This is a genomic window from Streptomyces sp. NPDC002602 (genome assembly GCF_042889445.1).
Lineage (GTDB): Bacteria > Actinomycetota > Actinomycetes > Streptomycetales > Streptomycetaceae > Streptomyces.
In genome coordinates this window covers 428,317-448,403 of the sequence record NZ_JBIAQX010000004.1, presented here as the reverse complement: position 1 = coordinate 448,403, position 20,087 = coordinate 428,317, and the positions used below count along the sequence as shown (strand labels likewise).

Sequence of the window (20,087 nt, the reverse complement as noted above, 5' to 3'; positions counted from 1 at the left end):
GGGGTGCCGCTCAAAGCGCTCGGGGCAACTCGACTACGCTCAGGGCCGTTTGGGAGCGGGTTCCGCCAGGGCGCGTTCCACCAGGGCGCGGGCCGCGCCCGTGTACCCGGCCGGATCGCACAGGCCCGCCAGCGCCGCCGGCCCCAGGACGCCCGCCAGCTCGGGGGCCTCGGCGAGGACGTCCGCGAGCGGGCGCCCCTCGGCGCCGGCCGTCGCCGTGGCCTCGTTCAACAGCGTGCGGGCCGCCGCCTTTCCGAGCCGCGGGGCGAGCACGGCCGCGATCCGCTCCGAGACCACCGCGCTGCCGGTGAGGTCCAGGTTGGCGCGCATCCGCTCAGACCTGACCTCCAGCCCCTCGGCCAGTTCCACGGCCGTGTGCGAGGCGCCACCCACCAGCCGCAGGCACTCCCGCAGCAACAACCACTCGGCGTGCCAGGCGCCCGCGGACCGCTCGTCCTCCGACACCAGACAGGCCGTCAGCGCGCCCGCCAGGGCCGGGACCTGGAGGGCCGCGCTGCGGATCAGCGTGGACAGCACCGGATTGCGCTTCTGGGGCATCGCGGAGGAACTTCCCCGCCCGGCGCCGCCCGGTTCGGCGAGTTCGCCGACCTCGGTCCGGGCCATGCCCTGCACGTCCACGGCGATCTTCCCGAGCGCCCCCGCCGTGAAGGCGAGCGCCGCCGCCAGGTCGGCGAGCGGCGTGCGCAGGCTGTGCCACGGCAACGCCGGTCGGGCCAGGCCCGTCTCGGCGGCGTACGCGGCGACCAGCCGGTCGTGGAAGACCCCCGGGTCCAGCACGTCCTCGGAGCCCTCGGGGCCGTCGAGGACGGCGTACTCGACGTACCCGGCCAGGGTCCCCGCCGCGCCGCCCAGCGAGACGGGCAGCCCCTTCTCCTGGACCCTCGTCAGCCGCTCCCGGGCCTCGCGCACCAACTGGAGCCAGCCCGCCGCCTTCAACCCGAACGTCGTCGGCACGGCGTGCAGCGCCATCGTCCGACCGGCGATCAGCGTGTCCCGGTGCTCCCCGGCCAGTGCGGCCAGGGCCGTCGCGGTACGCGTCAGGTCCTCCCGGACGAGCGTCAGCGCGCGGTGCGCCACCAACATCGCCCCGGTGTCGAAGATGTCCTGGCTGGTGGAACCGCGGTGCACGTACTCGGCGGCCTCCGGGGAGTCCGCCGCGACCACCGCGGTCAGCGCCCGCACCAGGCCCACGACCGGGTTGGCCGTCTCCCGGGCCGCGACGGCCAGCTCGCGCAGGTCCAGCCGCTCCGCCCGGGCCGCGTCGGTGATGGCGTCGGCGGCCTGCCAGGGCAGGGTGCCCAGCCGGGCCTGGGCCCGGGCCAGCGCCGCCTCGGCGTCCAACATGGCCTGGAGCCAGGCGGGGTCCCCGGTCACCGCCTCGACGGGGGTGCCGGCGCGGACCGGTGAGAGCAGGCCCGCGTCGGGCGCCGTCGCGGCGGCCGGCTCGACCTCGGCCGCCGGCGGGGGCGCGGCCGGGTCGACCAGGCGCAGACCGCCGGGCATCAGACGATCACTCCGGTGAGGTCGGTGCCCGCGTCCACCGGGCCCAGCCCGGCCGGCACGTGCGCCACCGCGGGCAGGTCCAGAACCGCGCGGGCGATGGCGTCGGAGTCCCCGAGCGTCACCGAGTCCACGCCCGGGCGGATGCCCGCCGCGGTCACCCAGTGCACCGATTCGGTGGGCACCCCGTACGCGAACCGTCGCGGATGCGCGCGGCCCCGGGCGTCGAGCATGTGGAACGGCCGCTCGGTCACCGCGAGCCCGCCCGTCTCGTACGTGGTGCCCTGCGCGGCGTCGATGCGGTAGGTGGCCGCCTGGTCGGTGTCCAGGAGGTGGCGCAGCAACGGGTCGGCCGTGCGCCGCAGATCGGGCTCCGGCAGGCGAGCCTCGATCAGCGCGGTCGAGCGGATCGCCGGCCCGGGAACCACCGAGGACTCGGCCACGTAGAGCTGCGCGGTCGTGTCGATGCGGACCTGTACCCCGGGGCCGAGGACGGTCAGGACCCCCGCCTCGATCAGGGCGCCCATCTCCTCGATCCGGGAGGCCGGCGGGCCGATGGACAGGAACGCGTTCAGCGGCGTGTACCAGCCCTCCAGGTCGTCGCGGTGCGAGGTGCCCTCCAGCCCGCCGTGGTCCACCGCCAGCCGGATCTCGTTGCGCAGGTCGCGCAGCAGGTCCAGGGCGGCCTTCACGGGACCGCTGACGTTCCCCTGCTTGGCCGCGACCACGTCGCGGGCCAGGTACTCCAGCAGCCAGGCGGTGAAGTCGGCGCGGCCGGTGAACACCCGGTCGCCGTAGGGACGGGAGAGGCCCTCCCAGTCCCATCGGTCGGCTTCCTCGATGCCGTGCGCCGTCAGCAGTGGCGCGGCGTCGGCGTCCGGCTCCAGTGCCAGGTAGTGCTCGACGAACGGTTCGCGTTCGGCGTCCCGGCCGCGCTGCGTGAGCAGGGTGCCGTAGTAGACGCTCTCCACCTCGCGGGCGATCAGCGGCCACAGGTCGGCGCTGAAGCTGACCGGCCGGCCGTCCCGGGCGTCCTCCTTGAGCGCCGCGATGAACTCGGCGGTCAGCAGCCGCGGGTAGTAACGCCCGTGCGCGCCCTTCTCGTTCTCGCCGCGCGCGTGGTACGGGATGCCGCGCCGCGAGAACGCGTACAGCCGGGGCTCCTGCCCGGACGGGCGGTACACGAGCTTGTCGCCCTCCCGCTCGAAGGCCCCGCCGCGGCCCGCCGTCAGCAGCGCCATGTGGTCGAAGAAGTTCAGGCCCAGACCGCGCAGCAGCACGTTCTGGCCGGCCTCGATGCCGCTGAGGTCCAGGTCCGCCGGGTTCGAGGGCGTGAGGTAGGTGAGGTGGTGGATCCGGGCCAGGCTGGCCGTCCGGGCCTCCCGGCTGGTGAGTCGGGCCGGCACGTGCCCCTGCGCCATCACGATGGCGTCGAGCGAGTTCAGCCGGACGCCGTTCTCCAGCCGCACGCCCTGCGGTCCACCGGGCACCCCGTGGGTGTCGGCCATGGCCACCGCCCGCGTCCGGTGCACGTGCACCGTGACGTGGCCGGGCGCGCTCTCGACGACCCGGCGGAAGCAGTCGCCCAGGTAGGTGCCGTAGAAGGCGCGCGTGGGGTACGTGTTCGGGCCCATCCGGCGGGCCTCGGCCAGCGTGGCCTCGTCGTGGCTGTCACGGTCCCCGAGCAGGGCCAGGCCCTGCGCCCACTCGTACAGGCTCGGGCCCGGCTCGATGGGCCCGTCGATGCGGACGCTGTGGTCCGTGAAGACGGTGATCTGCGAGGCCACGGTGTTCATCAGCAGGTGCCGGGACTGGGCCGTGCGCCACACCGTTCCGGCGCCGGGCGCGGAGGGGTCCACGACGTGCACCACGACGCCCTCGCGCGAAGGCGCGGTCCGCTCGGCGGCGATCAGCCGCTCCAGGACGGACAGGCCGCGCGGTCCGGCGCCGATGACGGCGAGCTCTACTCGGCTCTTCTTCATTGCGGAACTCCCATTCCTACTGCGCGGACGACTGGTTGGCGGTGCTCGTGGACTCGCCGGCGCCGAGCAGCCGGGCCAGCTCCAGGCGCTTGATCTTCGTGGTCGCGGTCTGCGGAAGGTCCTCCAGCCGCCACTGCACGGGCTCCGCCAGCGGCGGCAGCCCGACCACGGCCGACTGCCAGGCGGCCAGGTCCAGCGGCTTGTCGTCCCGGGTGCTGACCACGGGGACGGCGGTGCCGTCGGGGCCGGGGATGATGATGACCTCGACGAGCTCGGGGACGCGGGTGAACAGCTTGTCCTCGATCTCCAGGGTGCTCTTGACGCCCGGGATCTCGTCCACCTCGCGATCCAGCAGGTGCAGACAGCCCCACTTGGTGCGGTAGCCGACGTCGCCCATGCGCCACCAGCCGTCGTTGACCTGCTTCTCCCAGCGCTGGTGCTCGCCGAGGTAGCTGATGATCCGGCCGTCGCTGCGGACCTCGATCCAGCCCGGGTTGTCCTTGTCCGGCGGGTTGCCGTCGCGGCTGACGACCCGTACCCCCGTCATCCCGGGGAACGGCACGCCCACGCACCGGCCGTTGAAGTCGGCGCCGTCCTTGAGGGAGTACGTACGGGCCGCGATCGGGCCGACCTCGCTCTGGCCGTAGGCCTGCGCGAACCGGCGGTTCTTCCGCCCGGAGGCCTGGAGCAGCCGGTTCACCGTCCGGGGGTGGATCGCGTCGAAGGTGCTGGAGAAGTACTTCACGTTGGCCAACGGCCGGCGCGGGTCCTCGGCCAACACCTCCCAGCGCAGGAAGGTGTTGGGGTGCGCCTCGATGAACCCCGGCGGCACCTGGCTGAACAGGTCTCCGACCGTCTCCGGGTCGTCGTCGCGCAACACGATCAGCGGATGGCCCTGGAGCACGGCGATGGGCATGGCGGTGAACATCCGCGAGTGGACGAACGAGACGTGCACGGCGATCGGTTCGCTGCGCCGCACGGCCGTCGACACCACGGTGGCCTGCGGCCGGTAGCGCGCCTGGAAGCTGGTGCCGGTGTGCACGGCGAGCTTCGGCGTGCCGGTCGTGCCCGAGGTGTGCGTGATCAGGGTGGGATGGTCGGCGGGCATGGCGACCGCCGGCACCCGCGGTGCCCCGGCGAGCGCGGCGAACGCGGTCGCGCCCTCGTACGTTCCGGAGGCGAGCAGCACTTCCCGGGAGAGGGTCATGACCTCGGCGGGCAGCGAGTGTTCCAGCTTCTCCTGGTCGGTGACCAGGAACGGCCGGCCCACGCGCCGCAGCAGCTCGGCGACGGTCGCCCCGTCCAACTTGGGCGACAGCAGCACCGGGACGGCCCCGACGCGGGCGATGGCGCAGGCCAGCAGGGTGATGTCGAACCCGTCCCCCTTGTGCACCACCACGTGGTCACCGGGGCGGACCTGCACCGACCACAGCCGGGAGGCCAGCTCCGCCACCAGTTCGGCGACCTCCGTGAGGGTGGCCCTGCGGCTCAGCTCGGGGGCGATGTCGAGATCGTGGTCGAGGATCACGAAATTGCCGGGGTGTCGGGCGGCCGCTCGATCGAACAGCGTGCCGAGCCGAATTCCCTTGTTGTTTATGCGCTGGAGGAACATGCGTCACTCTCTCGTCCGTGAATTGCCGATGCCGGTCTGAATTCAGGCCTTCTCGATGACGTCCTTGATGCGGGAGAGAGTGGCGTCGAGATCCTGCACCAGCTTCGCCGTCCAGTCGTCGACGAACTTCCGGCGCCCCGCCTCGTCCAGATCCGCGACGATCTTGTGGATTCCGGCGGTCGCCTTTCCCATCCGGAAGTGGTGGGTGAGCACGGAACCCGACCCGTCGGCCTTCACGTCGAAGCCCCAGACGCTCTCCTGGTCCTCCTGGGCGTGCGTGAGCATCATCCAGCGGAACGTCCGGCCCGGCTCGGCCGCCGTGACCCGGGCCTCCGTGTACCAGGTGCCGCGGATCAGCGGGGCCCAGGCGACGACCTGCTCGCTGCGCAGGTTCTCGCCCCGGAAGATCGAACCGACCGCGGAGGGCTCTCCCGAGATCCATTCGCCGCCCATGCATTCCGGGCTCCATTCGGCACTGCGCGGCAGGTCGCTGACCACCGCGTAGACCTCCGCGGGCGTGGCGTTCACCGAAATGTCGGCGCGGAGTTCAAACAGCGGGGAGGTTTCGATGATGTTCGTCATGGTTGAAATCCTGTCTTTGTCGGGGCGGCCGGTCAACGGCCGAAATTGCTATCCGTCAGGTCGATGACGCCATGCGTCCACGAATTCGGAAATGCGTCAGGAAACGCGCAGGACGAGCTTTCCGCGGACCTTTCCCTCGTCGAGCCGACGGTGCGCCGTGCCCGCCTCGCTCAGCGGCAGCACCTCGGTCGCGTGCGGCTTCAGCAGCCCGTCGGCCAGCAACCGGTTGATGTTCGCGGCGGCGTCCGCCAGTTCGTGCGTACGGGCGTGGGAGATGGCGAAGCCGAGCACCGAGCGGTCCTGGAGGTACAGGGCGCCGGCCGGCAACACCGGACGCGTCCGCAGTCCGGCGAGGACGACCACCCGGCCCCGGGACGCGAGCAACTCCACCGCCGTCTCCAGGTCGTTGCGGCCCGAGGTGTCCACGTACAGGTCCACGCCGTCCGGGGCCGCGGCCCGGATCAGGGCCGGCACGTCCTCCTCGCGGTAGTCGACGAAGTGCCGGGCGCCCAGCGAACGGACGTACGCGGCGTCGCGACCGGCGGCCACGGCCACCACCCGGGCACCCGCCTGGGCGGCCATCACCACCGCCGCGCTCCCCACGTTCCCGGCGGCGCCGAGGACGAGGACCGTCTCGCCGGCCCGGACCCGACCGTGCGTGAACAGGGCGAGGTGCGCCGTCGCCGCCGGATGGGCCAACGCCACCGCGTGCACCGGATCCACCCCCGCCGGCAGGTGGTACAGCCGGTCCGCCGGCACGGCCACCCGCTCGGCGGCGGCGCCCTGCCGGCCCGCGTGACCGAGGCTGTTGCACCACACCCGGTCACCTGCCGCGAAGCCGGGTGCGCCGGGACCGGCGGAGACCACCGTCCCCACGAGGTCCCGTCCCACGACGAAGGGGAACGGCACCGGGGTTCGCCAGGCACCCGAACGCACAAAGGTGTCCACGTGGTTGACGGCGGTGACCTCGACGGCGACCAGCACGTCGCCCGAACCGGGAACGGGCGGCGGCAGTTCGCCGTGACGGATGGAGTCGGGGGGACCGAGTTCTTCTATGTAGGCAGCACGCATGGCCCGGATTCTGGTGCGGTTCCAGGGCTCCCGGGCCGCCGGAGGCGATCACCGCCCGAGGTCCGTCACCTCCCCGGCCCCGGTGTGTCACCTCGGCGCCCCCGGACGGCGCATCGCACCCCCGAGGTCCGTCAAGTCCCGCTTCCGCACGTCAAGTCCGGGCCCGGGACGTCACGTTCCCGCCCCGCACGTCAAGTCCGGGACCGGGACGTCAAGTCGGACGAGGCCGCCGCTCCATCGGCCGCCCGGCCGCCATCCCTACGATGCCGGTCATGACCACGACCCCGCCGCGCACCGCGGCGCTCCACGAGGTGCCGTTCGGTGATCCGCGCGTCACCACCGACGTCGGCCCGCTCATCCGGACCCTGCGACCCGCCCTGGACGAGCGGGCGTTCGAGGCCTTCGCGGCCGAAGCCCAGGCGCAGGGGCTGGTGTTCACCGCCGCCTACGACGAGACCGGCCACTGCCTCGGCGTGGCGGCCCACCGCGTCCTCGCCACCAGCCGCGGTCGGATCCTGTTCGTCGACGACCTGGTCACCGATCCGGACCGGCGCTCGGGCGGGACCGGCGCGCTGCTGCTGGCCGCCCTGAAGTCCCGGGCCCGGGAGGAGGGATGCGTCCGCGTGGAACTCGACTCCGGGGTGACCAACCAGGGCGCCCACCGCTTCTACCACCGCCACGGCCTGACCATCGGCGCCCTGCACTTCGCCGGCGAGGTCTGAGACCCGCACCCGCCGTCGCGCCGGACGGCGGTCTGCCCACGACCGGGCCTCGCCCGCGCCTTGCCGGTTCTTGGTCACGCCCTGTCCGGCGGCCGGGACGCTGGCGACATGACCACGCACGCCCCCTCGTCGACCCGCCCCGTCCTCCCGGAGCCGGCCGCCCTCACCCGTGTCCGCACCCTGCTGGCAACCCTGAGCCGGGACCACACGAGCGCCCGGTGGACGCCGACCGCGCTGGAGGCCCGCATCGGCGAACTCCTGCTCACCGCCTCGGCGGGCGACGGAGCCCTCACCCCGCCCCGCCTGCGGGCAGCCCTCGCCGAAGGGTCGATGACCTTCCTCGCGGACAACGGAGGCCGGCTCGCCCTGCTCCTCGGCGCCGTGCTGGAGCTGCTGATCTCCCCGGGTCCGGCCGACCCCGGAGCGGCCGGCCCGGCCGCGCCCGAGGACCCGTACGACGCGGATCACGCCCGCGAGCCGGCGGCACACGACGGCGAGACGGCGGCACACGCCCGCGAGCCGGCGGCACACGATGGCGAGACGGCGGCACACGCCCGCGAGACGCCGACACACGACGGTGAGACGGCGGCACACGACGCCGAGATGCCGGCACACGCCCGCGAGGCGGCCGACGCAGTGGACGCGGTACACGCCCTCCTCGACCGGATCACCCGGGACCGGGGCCTTCGGGCCGACGGCGCGAAGGGTTAGCGCGATGCCGGACATCCTCGTCGTCGGCGGCGGCTTCGCCGGGGTCTGGGCGGCGGCGTCCGCCGTCCGCGCCCTCCGGGCGGCGGGCGCCCCCCACCACTCGGTCACCCTGGTCACCCCGGGGAACGACCTGGTGCTCAAGCCCCGGCTCTACGAGGCCGACCCGCACACCATGAGGGTCCCGCTCGACCGCGTCCTCGGACCGGTCGGGGTGCGGCGCGTCGCCGCGAGCGTGACGGGAATCGACACCGTCGGGCGGCGGGTCACCGCCGCCGACGCGACCGGCCGCGAACTCACCGTGCCCTACCGGCGGTTGGTCCTGGCGTGCGGAAGCCGTCTGGTGCGGCCCGAACTGCCCGGTGCCGACCTGCTCTTCGACGTCGACGCCATCGACTCCGCCACCGCCCTGGACACCCACCTGCACGGCCTGCCCGGCGAGCCCGTCGCACCGGGCCGCTTCACCGCCCTCGTCGTCGGCTCGGGCCTCACCGGCCTGGAGACCGCGACCGAACTCGTCGGCCGGCTCCGCGCGATCGCCGCACCTCACGGCGGCGCCGCCGAGGTACGGGTGGTCCTCGTCGAACGGGCCCCGGTACTCGCCCCCGGGCTCGGCCCCGGCCCCCGACCGGTGATCGTCGAGGCGCTGGAAAGGCTCGGCGTCGAAACCCGCCCGGCCACCACCCTGGAACGGGTGACCCCCGCCGACGCCACCCTCTCGGACGGCGCCGTGCTGCCCACGCGCACCGTCGTGTGGACCGGCGGGGTCGTCGCGGCCCCGCTCACCGCGCTGGTCCCCGGAGCCCGCGACCCGATCGGACGCCTGGAGGTGGACGAGTTCCTCCGGGTCCCCGGCGCCCCCGGGGTGTACGCGGCGGGGGACACCGCCGCCGCCCGGGCCGACCCGGACCACCTCGCGCCGCCGAGCTGCCAGTACGCCATCCCGCTCGGCAAACACGCCGGGCACAACGCCGCCGCGAGCCTGACCGGCCGGGCGCCCGCACCGTTCCGCCCGGCTCCCCACGTCACCACCCTCGACCTGGGAGAGGCGGGCGCGGTGTCCACCACCGGTTGGGAGCGGACCGTACGGCTGACCGGCGCGGAGGCCAAGACCCTCAAGCGGACCCTCACCGCGCAGTGGATCCGCCCACCGCTGGACGACGCCGACGAACTGCTGCGCCAGGCGGACCCCGCCTTCCGCACCCGCCGCACCACACCCGCCTGACCCACACCCACCCGTCTCACCGCACCCACCACATTCACCTCACCACCCACCACATTCACCTCACCGTGCCCACCGGGGGAGCCATCCGCATGATCAGCAGACGCACACTCATGAGAGCCGGCGCCGCGACCGGGGCCGCCGGCCTCCTCGCCTCCGGCACCGCCTTCGGGACCGCGGCCCTCGCCAGCGACCGCGGCGCCCCGTTCGCCCGCCTGCGCGAGCGGCTGACCGGCCGACTGGTCCTGCCCCAGGACCCCACGTACGACCTGGCCAAACAGCTCCAGATGGCCCGCTACGACGCGATCCGCCCCCAGGCCGTCGCCTACTGCGCCAACAGTGCCGACGTGGCCCACTGCGTCCGCTTCGCCCAGGACCACGGGCTCCACGCCGCCGTTCGCAGCGGCGGCCACAGCCAGGCCGGCTACTCGACCACCACCGGACTCGTCATCGACGTCTCCCGGCTGAACAGCATCCGACCCGGCCGGAACACCGTCCGGCTCGGCCCCGGCAGCCAGGGCGTCGACATCCTCAACACCCTCGCTCCCCTCGGCATCCAGCTCGGCTCCGGCACCTGCCCCACCGTGGCGATCGGCGGCTGGGTGCAGGGCGGCGGCCTCGGACTGACGGCGCGCGCCTTCGGCATGGGGAGCGACCGGCTGGTCTCCGCCCGCGTCGTCCTCGCCGACGGCTCGGTGGTCGACACCTCCGCCGCCGAGCACCCGGACCTGTACTGGGCCCTGCGCGGCGGCGGCGGAGGCAACTTCGGGGTGGTCACCGACCTGGAACTGCGCCCCGTCGACGCGCCCTCGATGACCGTCTACACCCTCACCTACGACGGGGCCCACGCCGCCGACGTCCTGCTCGCCTGGCAGGACTGGATGGCCGACGCACCGCGCGAACTCGCCTCCGAGCTGTTCGTCATCCTCCCCGCGGACTCACCCGAGGGCACCGCCCCCACCGTCGTCGTCTCCGGCGCCCACGTCGGCGCCCTGGCCGCCGCGAACCGACACCTCGACCGGCTGATCGCCTCGGCGGGCCGGCCGACCACGAGCCGCGAGGCCGCGCAGCTCCCGTACCAGCAGGCCATGATGAAGGTGTACGGCTGCGCCGACGCCACCGTCGAGGAATGCCACCGGATCGGCTACTCCCCGAGGGCCACGCTGCCCCGGGAGAGCTACGCCACCTACCGCAACGCGTACTTCGACCGGCGCTGGACCCCGGCGACCGCCGAAGCCGCCCTCGACGTCCTCCGGAGCGATCCGCGGCCGGGCCAGTTCCGCTTCCTGGGCCTGTTCTCGTACGGCGGCCGGATCAACGAGGTCGCCCCCGGCGCCACCGCGTTCGTCCACCGCGACGTGCTCTTCGAGGCGGGCTTCCAGGTCGGCCTCCCCGTCGGCGACCCCGCCGCGCAGGACCGTGAACGCGCCCAGGCCTGGGTCGACGGCGGCTACGCCACGCTGTACCCGCGCTCCAGCGGCCGTTCGTACCAGAACTACATGGATCCGGCGCTCACGAACTGGCGGGAGGCCTACTACGGCCGCAACTACGCCCGGCTGCGGAGCGTCAAGCGCGCCTACGACCCGCACCGCTTCTTCCGCTTCGCCCAGGCCGTCGACTGACGGCGCCCCACCCCGCCACGGTCCGACCGGCCCACCGACCGGCCCACCGCCGACCGGCCCACTGACCGGCCCACCGGCACCGCCGCCCGCCTCGCGCGGCGGTGCCGGGTGCGTGAGGATGCGTACATGGCCCAGGACGGCACGGCCGGCGGACCGGCGAGCGACATCCCGGAGGCGGGGCTCAAAGCCGACGCGATCGGCTTCCTCGACGCGCTCGTCATCGGCCTCAACTCCACCTCGCCCGCCTATTCGCTGGCGGCCGTCATCGGGCCGATCGTGGCGCTGGCGGGGATCTACGCACCCGGCGTGATGCTGGCGTCCTTCGTCCCCATGCTGCTGATCGCCGCCGCCTTCTACTACCTCAACAAGGTCGACCAGGACTGCGGGACCACCTTCTCGTGGGTGACCCGGGCCATGGGCCCGTGGGCCGGCTGGCTGGGCGGCTGGGCGATCGCCATGACCGGTGTGCTGGTCATCGGCTCGCTCGCCGACGTGGCCGTCCACTTCGGCCTGCTCGCCGCCGGCCTCGACGGCTGGGCGACCGACCCGGTGATCCGACAGACCCTCACCGTCCTGGTGATCCTCGCCATGACGGCCGTCTGCGTCATCGGAACCGAGATGTCGGCGCGGCTCCAGGACGTGCTCATCATCGCCCAGGTCTTCTTCCTGCTGACCTTCGCGGTGGTCGCGCTCTACCGCGTCTACGCCGGCACCGGCACCCTCGACTCGATCAAACCGAGCATCGACTGGCTCAACCCCTTCGGCGCGGGCGGCGCCGCCCTCACCGGCGGACTGCTGCTCGGCGTGTTCATCTACTGGGGTTGGGAATCCGCGGTGAACCTCACCGAGGAGGTCGAGAACTCCGCCACCGCGCCCGGCAAGGCGGGCATCTGGTCGACCGTGGTGCTGCTCGTGACCTACCTGTCCGTGGGCTTCGCCGTCGTCGCCTACGCCGGAACCGCCTTCCTCGCCGAGAACGCGGGCGAGGAAGAGGCCGTCTTCGCCGTCCTCGCCCACGAGGTGATGGGCGGCTGGGACTGGGTGGTGCTCCTCGCCGTCTGCACCTCGGCCCTCGCCTCCACCCAGACCACGATCATCCCCGCCTCCCGCACCGCCCTGTCCATGGCCCGCCGCCACGCGCTGCCCCCGGGGCTCGCCCACATCCACCCGCGGTTCCGCACCCCGGACGTCAGCACCTGGTGGGTCGCCGGCATCGCCATCGCCTGGTACCTCGTCGTCAACCAGCTCAGCGAGAACGCCCTGCTCGACTCGCTGACGGCCCTCTCCCTGCTCATCGCCTTCTACTACGCGCTCACCGGCCTGGCCTGCGTGATCTACTACCGGCGCCACCTGACCGAGAGCCTGCACAACTTCCTGCTCATTGGTCTGGGCCCGCTGGTCGGCGCCGCACTGCTGTCCTGGCTGCTCGTGGAGTCGATCGGCGACATGGCGAACCCGGCCAACTCGGCCGGCGGCGTCTCCTGGTTCGGACTGGGACCGCCCCTGGTCATCGGGATCGGCATCGCCGTCGTCGGCGTCCTCGTCATGTGCTTCTGGCGGCTCCGGGACGGCCGGTTCTGGCAGGAGCGACGCGGCGTCGCCGACCCCGCGCTCGTCCACGCCGAACAGCACTGAAGCCCGAACAGCACCGGAGCCCGACGCAGCGAAGCCCGAACAGCACCGAAGCCCGAAGCAGCGAAGCCCAAGCAGCCCTGAAGCGGAGGGTCTCCCATGTCCGTGGTCCTCGGGTACGACGAATCACCCGGCGCCGAACGCGCCCTGCGAGTGGCCCTGGAGGTGGCCGCCGCCTTCGGTGAACCCCTGGTGCTGGTCTACGGGGCGAACGCGCCCGGCGCCACCGGGGAGGAGTACCGGGCCCACCGCGAAGCCGTCCGCCAGGCCGGCCGCAGCGCCCTCGCGCACGCCGTGGAGGCCGCCGACGAGGCCGGAGTCCCCTCGACGGTGGAGGTCGTCGACGACAAACCGGCCCAGGCCCTGCTCGACGCCGCCGAACGCCACGGGGCCCGCGTCGTCATCGTCGGCACCTGGGGGGACAGCCCGATCCGCGGCGCCCTGCTCGGCTCCACCCCGCACAAGCTGCTGCACCTGTCGCCGGTCCCCGTGCTGTGTGTCCCGACGGAGCACTGACGCCTCCGAATGTCCCGCCGGCGCCGGCCGTGCGACGCTGAAACCGTGCGAGCCCTGGAGGAACTCCGGACGGGCACCGGCGCCGTGCCGGCGGCCGCGCGCCGGTCCGTCCGGGTCACCCTCGCCGCCTGCCTCGCCTTCTACGTGCTGCTGTACGGCCTGGACCGGCCCGTCGGTGCCACCTACGCCCTCTTCGCCGCCGTCGCCCTGGCGGGCCTGGCCCGGATCCCCGGCACCGGCCGGCAGCGTGCCGTCGTCATGGTGCGGGTCCTGCCCGTGACCTGCGTGCTGGTGGTGATCGGCACCTTCCTGGCCGTGCGGACCTGGACCGCGGTCGCCGGCATGCTCGTCATCGGCTTCTGCCTGGCCTTCGCCGCGGCGGGCGGGCCCCGGCCGGCCGGCGCCGCCCCCGGGCTCCAGCTGATGTACATCCTGCCGAGCTTCCCGCCGTACGCCCCCGACGACCTCGCGGAGCGGCTGGGCGGCACCCTCGTGGGACTGGTCCTGCTGATCCTCGCCGAGCGGTACGTCCTGCCCGACCCGCGCGTGCCCGGCTACCGGGACCGGGCCGCCGACGCCGCCGTCGAGGCGGCCCGCTGCGCGACCGACCTGGAACGCCCGCCCCACACCCTGCCCGCCGCCGAGGCCGAACGGTCCAAGGCCGTCGCGGAGACCCTGCGCCCCTCCAAGGTCCCGGAGGCGGAACGGCCCGCCGGCCCCGGCGTACGGGAGCGGGGACTCGCCCACACCGGGCTCGCGGCCCGCACCCTGCTGGCCCGGCTCCGCAACCTGCCCGCGCCGGTGTCCGGGCGGCCCGCCCGGAAGCCCGGCCTGCGCGTCGTACGGGCCGTGCGGGAGTCGGCCGACGGCACCGCCGTCCTGCTGCGGGAGGGCAGCCCGCCCCCGACGGACTCCGCGCCCCTGTGGAGGCTGCGGGCCGAGCTCGCCGACACACCGATCTCGGAGCCGGGCTCCGGTCCCCGGCACGCCGCGCTGCTGGAGATCGCCGACGCCGCGCTCGTCCTGCGCTCGGCGGCGGAACTCGCCGTGTACGGCCGGGCGGCCGGGCGGGAAGGCGACCCGGCGGACCGGTTCTGGTACGCCCGACAGAGCACGGCCCGACTGTGGTGGCACCGGATCGCCGGGCACAGCGGTCCGAGGTCCGTGCACTTCCAGAACGCCGTCCGGCTCGCCGTCGCCCTCGCCGTCGCCCGCACCGTGGCCGGGGTCGACTCGCTCCCGCACGGCTTCTGGGCGATGCTCGCCGTGGTCAGCCTGACCCGGACCACCGCCGTGGCCACCCGAGGCACCGTACGGACCGCCCTGATCGGCACCAGCCTGGGCGCGCTCGCCGCCGGTACCGTGCTCGGGCTCGCGGGCGAGGCGACCACCGTCTACGAGGTCATGCTGCCGCCGCTGATGCTGGTCACGTTCATCGTCGGGCCGGTGAAGGGGGTCGGCTGGGCGCAGGCGATGTTCACCCTGGTCGTCGCCATGGTCTTCGCCCAGTTGTCGCCCGTGACCTGGCAACTGGCCGAGGTCCGCTTCCTGGACGTGCTCATCGGCAGCGTGATCGGCATCGTCTGCGGCGTGTTGGCCTGGCCGCGCGGCGCCCACGACGAACTCCAGCGCGCGGTCGCCGAGTTGTTGCGGACCGCGGCCGACGACGTCGAGGTGACCACCCGTGACACCGGGGCGCCGCCCGGCCCCGAGGACATGCGGGTGCGGCACGCCCTGACCATGGCGGAGACGGCGTTCGCCCAGTACCAGGCCGAACGCCAGCGGCCGGCCGCACCCCATCAGGACTGGCAGGCCGCCCTGATGGTGGGCCACCACGTCCTCTGGGGCTCCCGGCGAGTCCTGAACAGCCCCGACGGCCTGCCGCTCGGGCCGGTCGAGGCGGCCGGGATCCGGGAGTACGGAACGTGGGTCGCGGCCGGGCTGCGGGAGGCGGCCGACCGCGCCGGCGCGCCCAGGCCCCCGTCGGCGCCCCCGGAGCGGGCCCTGCGCCGCCCCGAACCGGCCACGGCGGCGCCCGTGTTCTTCGCGGCGATGGCCTGGCTCGACAACCTCACCACGGACCTCGCGCTCCTGGACACGGACCCGTCGTCGCGGGTCGCCGCCGCCCGCTGACGGCCCGGGTCGCGCCGCTTCCGCCCGTCTCCGGTCCCGCCGGCCCGCCGACGGCCCCGGTTCAGTCGAGGGCCGGGTGGACCTCCGGGTGGGCGTCCCACCAGGCGCGGTGGAAGGGGTGGTTGTCGATGTTGGCCAGGTACGAGCCCGCCGCCGCGCGGTACAGGACGTCCGCCTGGAGCGCGGAGACCGAGGAGCGGTTCCAGGCCAGTCGGATGCGTCCGGTGATCGGGGTGCCGACCAGGGGGCGCATGACGGTGCCGTCCACGACGGGGGCCGTGGGCTGACTGAGCGCGATGGCGCGGCCTGCGGCGATCAGGTCGTGCCGCATCTTGCGGTCGATGATCCGGTAGCGCAGTGACGGGGTGAACCCCGCCTTCGCGCAGGCCTCGATCAGTGCCTCGGGGCCGCCGTCGTCGTCCTCCACCAGGGTCATCCACTGCTCGTCGGCCAGTTCGGCCAGTTCGAGGTCCTCGCGTCGGGCCAACGGGTGCCGGGCGGACATCCTGATGCAGAAGGGCTCCCTGGGGACCAGGGTCCGGGCCAGGACACCGCCGGGCAACGGAACCACGTGGTCGTTGACCTCGCCGTACACGATGACGTCGTAGCGGCCCGCGCCCAGCATGCGCACCAGTGCCGTCACCGAGTCCTCCAGGTCCACGGTGATCTCCCGCCCGGACAGGGCCAGATCGGTGCGCGCGAGCAGGCCGTCGAGCAGGACGAGCATGATGCAGCCGAGCCGCAGCGGATCGTCGGTCGACATGGCCCGGGTGTCGGCGCCGAGCGCGTCCATCTCGTTGAGGACGCGGCGCGCCTTGGCCAGCACGAACTGGCCCAGCGGGGTCGGTTCCACGCCGTGTCGGCCCCGGACGAAGAGTTCGCCGCCGGTGACCCGTTCGATCCTGCGCAACTGGGCCGAGAGCGCCGGCTGTGAGATGCCCAGCCGCCGCGCCGCGCCCCCCAGGCTGCCGGCCTCGGCGATCTCGCAGACGGCTTGCAGATGTCTCAACTCCAGCTGCATCCGGGCAGCTTACGCAGGGTGACCCCACGGCACCATAACGCGGGTCTTATGCCGGCAGGGATGTCCCAATCTCGCCATGTCCACGCCCATACTCGGCGCAGCCAGACCCCCCACACACACGATCGGAGTGGACTCTTGCAGCCCACCAGATGGATGGCGTCCGTGGCCGCCATGGCGCTGACCGCGAGCCTCGCCGGCGCGCTGGCCGGCACCGCCTCGGCCACGCCCCAGCAGCAGGGACAACCCACCGGATCCGCCGCCCGGGCCGTCGCCGCCGCCGACGCGGCGGTCCGCAGCGGACTCGACACCCTCGTCAACTCTCCCCAACAGCAGTACGACCGGCGCCTGGTCACCCCCTGGGTGCGGGACCTGTACTCCGTCGCCTACGAACGCAGTTACCGCGGCCTGCCGGTCGTCGGCGGTGACGCGGTCGTCCTCGCCGACGGCGAGGGCCGGGTCCGCGCCCTCCAATCGGCCTCCACGACCGTGATCGACGTGGCGACCACCCCGACCGTCGGCGCGCGCACGGCCGAGGCCACCTCCCGCGCGGAACTCGCCTCGGTGGACAAGGTCCTCGACAGCCGGTTGGTCGTCCGACTCAAGGACGACAAGCCGGTCCTGGCCTGGGAGACCGTCCTCTCCGGCCGCACGAGGACCGCCCCGAGCAAGCTGCACGTGTTCGTGGACGCCCGCACCGGCAAGATCGTCGACCGCCACGACGAGGTCGTCGCCGGCACGGGCACCAGCAAGTGGAACGGCCCGAGCCCGCTCACGATCGACACCACCGCCTCCGGCGGCACCTACACCCTGCGCGACCCGAACCGCACCGGCCTGAGCTGCGCCGACTACAGCACCGGCACCGTCTTCTCGAAGTCCTCCGACTCCTGGGGCAGCACCAGCGCCACCTCCAAGGAGACCGGCTGTACCGACCTCATGTTCGCCGCCCAGAAGCAGTGGGACATGCTCGGCCAGTGGCTCGGCCGCAACGGCGTCAGCGGGAACGGCCGAAGCTTCCCCGGCAAGGTCGGCCTGAGCGACCTCAACGCCTACTGGGACGGCAGCTCCGTCACCATCGGCCGCAACACCGCGAACGAGTGGATCGCCGGCATCGACGTGGTGGGCCACGAGTACGGGCACGCCATCGACTCCAACACCCCGGGCGGCACCAGCGGCCAGGAGGCCGGGCTCGGCGAGGGCACCGGTGACATCTTCGGCGCGCTCACCGAGGCGTACGTCAACGAGCCGTCCCCGTACGACACCCCGGACTACACCGTCGGCGAGATGATCAACCTCCAGGGCCGCGGACCGATCCGGAACATGTACAACCCGCCGGCCGTCAACAACGACCCGGCCTGCTACAGCTCCGCGATACCCGGCACCGAGGTGCACGCGGCGGCCGGCCCGCTCAACCACTGGTTCTACCTGCTCGCCGAGGGCACCAACCCGGGCGGCGGCAAGCCCAACAGCAGCACCTGCAACTCCAGCACCCTGACCGGCGTCGGCGTCCAGAACGCCGGCAAGATCTTCTACGGCGGCATGCTGCTCAAGACCAGCGGCATGTCGTACAAGAAGTACCGGACGGCGACCCTGAGCTCGGCCAAGTCGCTCGACCCGACCACCTGCAACCTGTTCAACAAGACCAAGGCCGCCTGGGACGCCATCAGCGTGCCCGCCCAGAGCGCCGACCCGACCTGCACCCCGAGCGGACAGAACGACGACTTCTCGCTCGCCCTGAACCCGGCCGCCGGCACCGTCCAGCAGGGCGGCTCCGTGACCACCTCGGTGGCCACCAACACCACCACCGGATCGGCCCAGCAGATCACCCTCAGCGCCACCGGCCTGCCGGCGGGCGTCACGGCCACCTTCAACCCGGCCACCGTGCAGTCCGGCCAGTCCTCGACGCTGACCCTCTCCGCCAACTCCAGCGCGGCACCCGGCGCCTCCACCGTCGTGGTCAAGGGCCAGGGCCCGAGCCTCGCGCACACCGTCGACTACACGCTCAACGTCGGCGGCACCCAGCCCGGCAACGACCCGCCGAACATCAGCGTCGCCAACGTCCAGGCGCACCTGACCCAGTTCAACACCATCGCCTCGCAGAACGGCGGCAACCGCCGGGCCGGCAGCGCCGGTTACACCCAGTCCCTGGCCTATGTGAAGGGCAAGCTCCAGGCCGCCGGCTTCACCGTCACCGAGCAGAACTGCACCTCCTGCACCTACCCGTCGAACAACCTGATCGCCGACTGGCCCGGCGGCCCCGCCGACCAGACCGTCATGTTCGGCGCCCACCTCGACAGCGTCTCCGCCGGCCCCGGCATCAACGACAACGGCTCCGGCTCCGCCACCCTGCTGGAGAACGCGCTGGTCCTGGCCCAGAAGAACCCCACCATGACCAAGCACGTCCGCTTCGCCTGGTGGACCGACGAGGAACAGGGCCTGAACGGCTCGGAGTTCTACGTGGGCCGGCTCAGCAGCGCCGATCGCACCGCCATCAAGGCCTACTACAACTTCGACATGGTGGGCTCCACCAACGGCGGCTACTTCATCAACAACGTCAACTCCGCCGCGGCCACCCCCCTCAAGGCCTACTGGACCTCGCTGAACCTCGCCCCCGAGGAGAACGTCGAGGGCCAGGGCCGCAGCGACGACTACTCCTTCCAGCAGGGCGGCATCCCCACCTCCGGCTACGCGGCCGGCGCCAGCGCCCGCAAGACATCCGCCCAGGCCACCAAGTGGGGCGGCACCGCGAACTCCGCGTACGACTCCTGCTACCACAGCGCCTGTGACACCACGAACAACATCAGCGCCACGGTCCTCGACCGCAGCGCCGACGGCGTCGCCTACGCGATCTGGAAGCAGGCCGTGGGCGGCGAGACCCCCGCCCAGGACTTCTCCCTCGCCACCTCCCCGGCGGCCGGCTCCGCCAACCCGGGCGGCAGCGTCACCTCCACCGTCAACACCGCCACCGTCAGCGGCGCGGCCCAGACCATCGCCCTGTCCGTCTCCGGCGCGCCCTCAGGCGTCAGCGCCACGCTCAGCCCGACCTCCGTCCAGTCCGGCCAGTCCTCGACGCTCTCCGTACAGGTCGGCGCGGGCACCGCGCAGGGCACGTACACGCTGACCGTCACCGGTACCGGCACCACCAGCCACAGCACCACCTACACCCTGACCGTCGGGGGTGGCGGCGGTACCTGCACCCCGCGCCAGGTCGTGGTCAACGGCGGCTTCGAGAACGGCTCCAGCCCCTGGACCGCCTCCTCGGACGTCATCACCAACCAGGCCGGCCAGACCCCGCACGGCGGCTCGTACAAGGCATGGCTGAACGGTTGGGGCACCAGCCGCACGGACAGCGCCTCCCAGTCGCTGACCATCCCGGCGGGCTGCTCCGTCCACCAACTCTCCTTCTACCTCCACATCGACACCGACGAGAACGAGAACGTCGTCTACGACACGTTCAAGGTCTCGGTGGGCGGCCAGACGCTGGAGACGCTGTCCAACGTGAACGCGAACTCCGGCTACGCGCTGAAGACCTACGACGTCTCCCGGTTCGCCGGCCAGACCGTCACCCTGCAGTTCCAGGGGGTCGAGGACCAGTCCCTCCAGACCTCCTTCGTGGTGGACGACGTCACCCTCCAGGTGAGCTGACGTCCCGGGCTCCCGCCCACGAGCGGCACGCCCCCCGGCCGACCGGCCGGGGGGCGTGCCGCTCCGCGGCGTTCGCGCCGCGGGCCGGGCGGGACTTCGAC

The 20,087-nt window shown here is 73.1% G+C and carries 14 protein-coding genes; 8 read left to right on the top strand and 6 right to left on the bottom strand.

Going from position 1 to position 20,087, the window contains the following annotated elements; translation table 11 throughout:
* Positions 1-39: 39 nt before the first annotated feature.
* The 5 genes from ACFYW3_RS15120 to ACFYW3_RS15100 form a co-directional block, all read right to left on the bottom strand.
* Positions 40-1,524: a lyase family protein gene (locus tag ACFYW3_RS15120; protein ID WP_389386482.1), complete on the bottom strand. Its 1,485-nt coding sequence runs from the start codon at positions 1,522-1,524 to the stop codon at positions 40-42.
* Positions 1,524-3,503 (bottom strand): FAD/NAD(P)-binding protein, encoded by a 1,980-nt coding sequence (locus ACFYW3_RS15115; RefSeq protein WP_351751189.1) that lies wholly within the window; start codon positions 3,501-3,503, stop codon positions 1,524-1,526. The genes ACFYW3_RS15120 and ACFYW3_RS15115 overlap by 1 nt, the downstream gene beginning before the upstream one ends.
* Positions 3,504-3,519: 16 nt before the next feature.
* The gene (locus ACFYW3_RS15110) at positions 3,520-5,115 is read right to left on the bottom strand and encodes a class I adenylate-forming enzyme family protein (protein WP_389386481.1); all 1,596 of its coding nucleotides are present in this window, start codon (positions 5,113-5,115) and stop codon (positions 3,520-3,522) included.
* Between the two features lie 42 nt (positions 5,116-5,157).
* Positions 5,158-5,697, bottom strand: coding sequence for an SRPBCC family protein (locus tag ACFYW3_RS15105; protein WP_351751191.1), 540 nt, complete (start codon positions 5,695-5,697; stop codon positions 5,158-5,160).
* 96 nt (positions 5,698-5,793) lie between these two features.
* The gene (locus ACFYW3_RS15100; RefSeq protein ID WP_351751193.1) at positions 5,794-6,768 is read right to left on the bottom strand and encodes an NADPH:quinone reductase; all 975 of its coding nucleotides are present in this window, start codon (positions 6,766-6,768) and stop codon (positions 5,794-5,796) included.
* A 272-nt stretch (positions 6,769-7,040) separates the two neighbouring features.
* Between ACFYW3_RS15100 and ACFYW3_RS15095 the strand changes: the two genes are divergently transcribed.
* From ACFYW3_RS15095 to ACFYW3_RS15065, 7 genes are all read left to right on the top strand, one after another.
* A complete protein-coding gene (locus ACFYW3_RS15095; protein ID WP_351751195.1) occupies positions 7,041-7,490 on the top strand; it encodes a GNAT family N-acetyltransferase in 450 nt (149 codons plus the stop codon).
* A 108-nt stretch (positions 7,491-7,598) separates the two neighbouring features.
* Positions 7,599-8,201, top strand: coding sequence for a hypothetical protein (locus tag ACFYW3_RS15090; RefSeq protein WP_389386480.1), 603 nt, complete (start codon positions 7,599-7,601; stop codon positions 8,199-8,201).
* Positions 8,202-8,205: 4 nt separating this feature from the next.
* Positions 8,206-9,423: an NAD(P)/FAD-dependent oxidoreductase gene (locus tag ACFYW3_RS15085; RefSeq protein WP_389386479.1), complete on the top strand. Its 1,218-nt coding sequence runs from the start codon at positions 8,206-8,208 to the stop codon at positions 9,421-9,423.
* 89 nt (positions 9,424-9,512) lie between these two features.
* Positions 9,513-11,042, top strand: coding sequence for an FAD-binding oxidoreductase (locus tag ACFYW3_RS15080; RefSeq protein WP_389386478.1), 1,530 nt, complete (start codon positions 9,513-9,515; stop codon positions 11,040-11,042).
* Between the two features lie 126 nt (positions 11,043-11,168).
* Complete coding sequence (locus ACFYW3_RS15075) at positions 11,169-12,677, top strand: APC family permease (RefSeq protein ID WP_351751202.1); 1,509 nt, start codon at positions 11,169-11,171, stop codon at positions 12,675-12,677.
* 96 nt (positions 12,678-12,773) lie between these two features.
* Entirely contained in the window at positions 12,774-13,190 is a 417-nt protein-coding gene (locus ACFYW3_RS15070) for a universal stress protein (RefSeq protein ID WP_351751204.1), read from the top strand.
* A gap of 45 nt (positions 13,191-13,235) precedes the next feature.
* Positions 13,236-15,323 carry an FUSC family protein gene (locus tag ACFYW3_RS15065; RefSeq protein WP_389386477.1) on the top strand — a complete coding sequence of 696 codons (2,088 nt, stop codon included), beginning with the start codon at positions 13,236-13,238 and terminating at the stop codon, positions 15,321-15,323.
* 61 nt (positions 15,324-15,384) lie between these two features.
* Here ACFYW3_RS15065 and ACFYW3_RS15060 read toward each other — a convergent pair whose 3' ends face one another.
* Positions 15,385-16,344: a LysR family transcriptional regulator gene (locus ACFYW3_RS15060; protein ID WP_351751207.1), complete on the bottom strand. Its 960-nt coding sequence runs from the start codon at positions 16,342-16,344 to the stop codon at positions 15,385-15,387.
* Positions 16,345-16,497: 153 nt separating this feature from the next.
* Between ACFYW3_RS15060 and ACFYW3_RS15055 the strand changes: the two genes are divergently transcribed.
* Positions 16,498-19,986: a M28 family peptidase gene (locus tag ACFYW3_RS15055; RefSeq protein WP_389386595.1), complete on the top strand. Its 3,489-nt coding sequence runs from the start codon at positions 16,498-16,500 to the stop codon at positions 19,984-19,986.
* Positions 19,987-20,087: the final 101 nt, after the last annotated feature.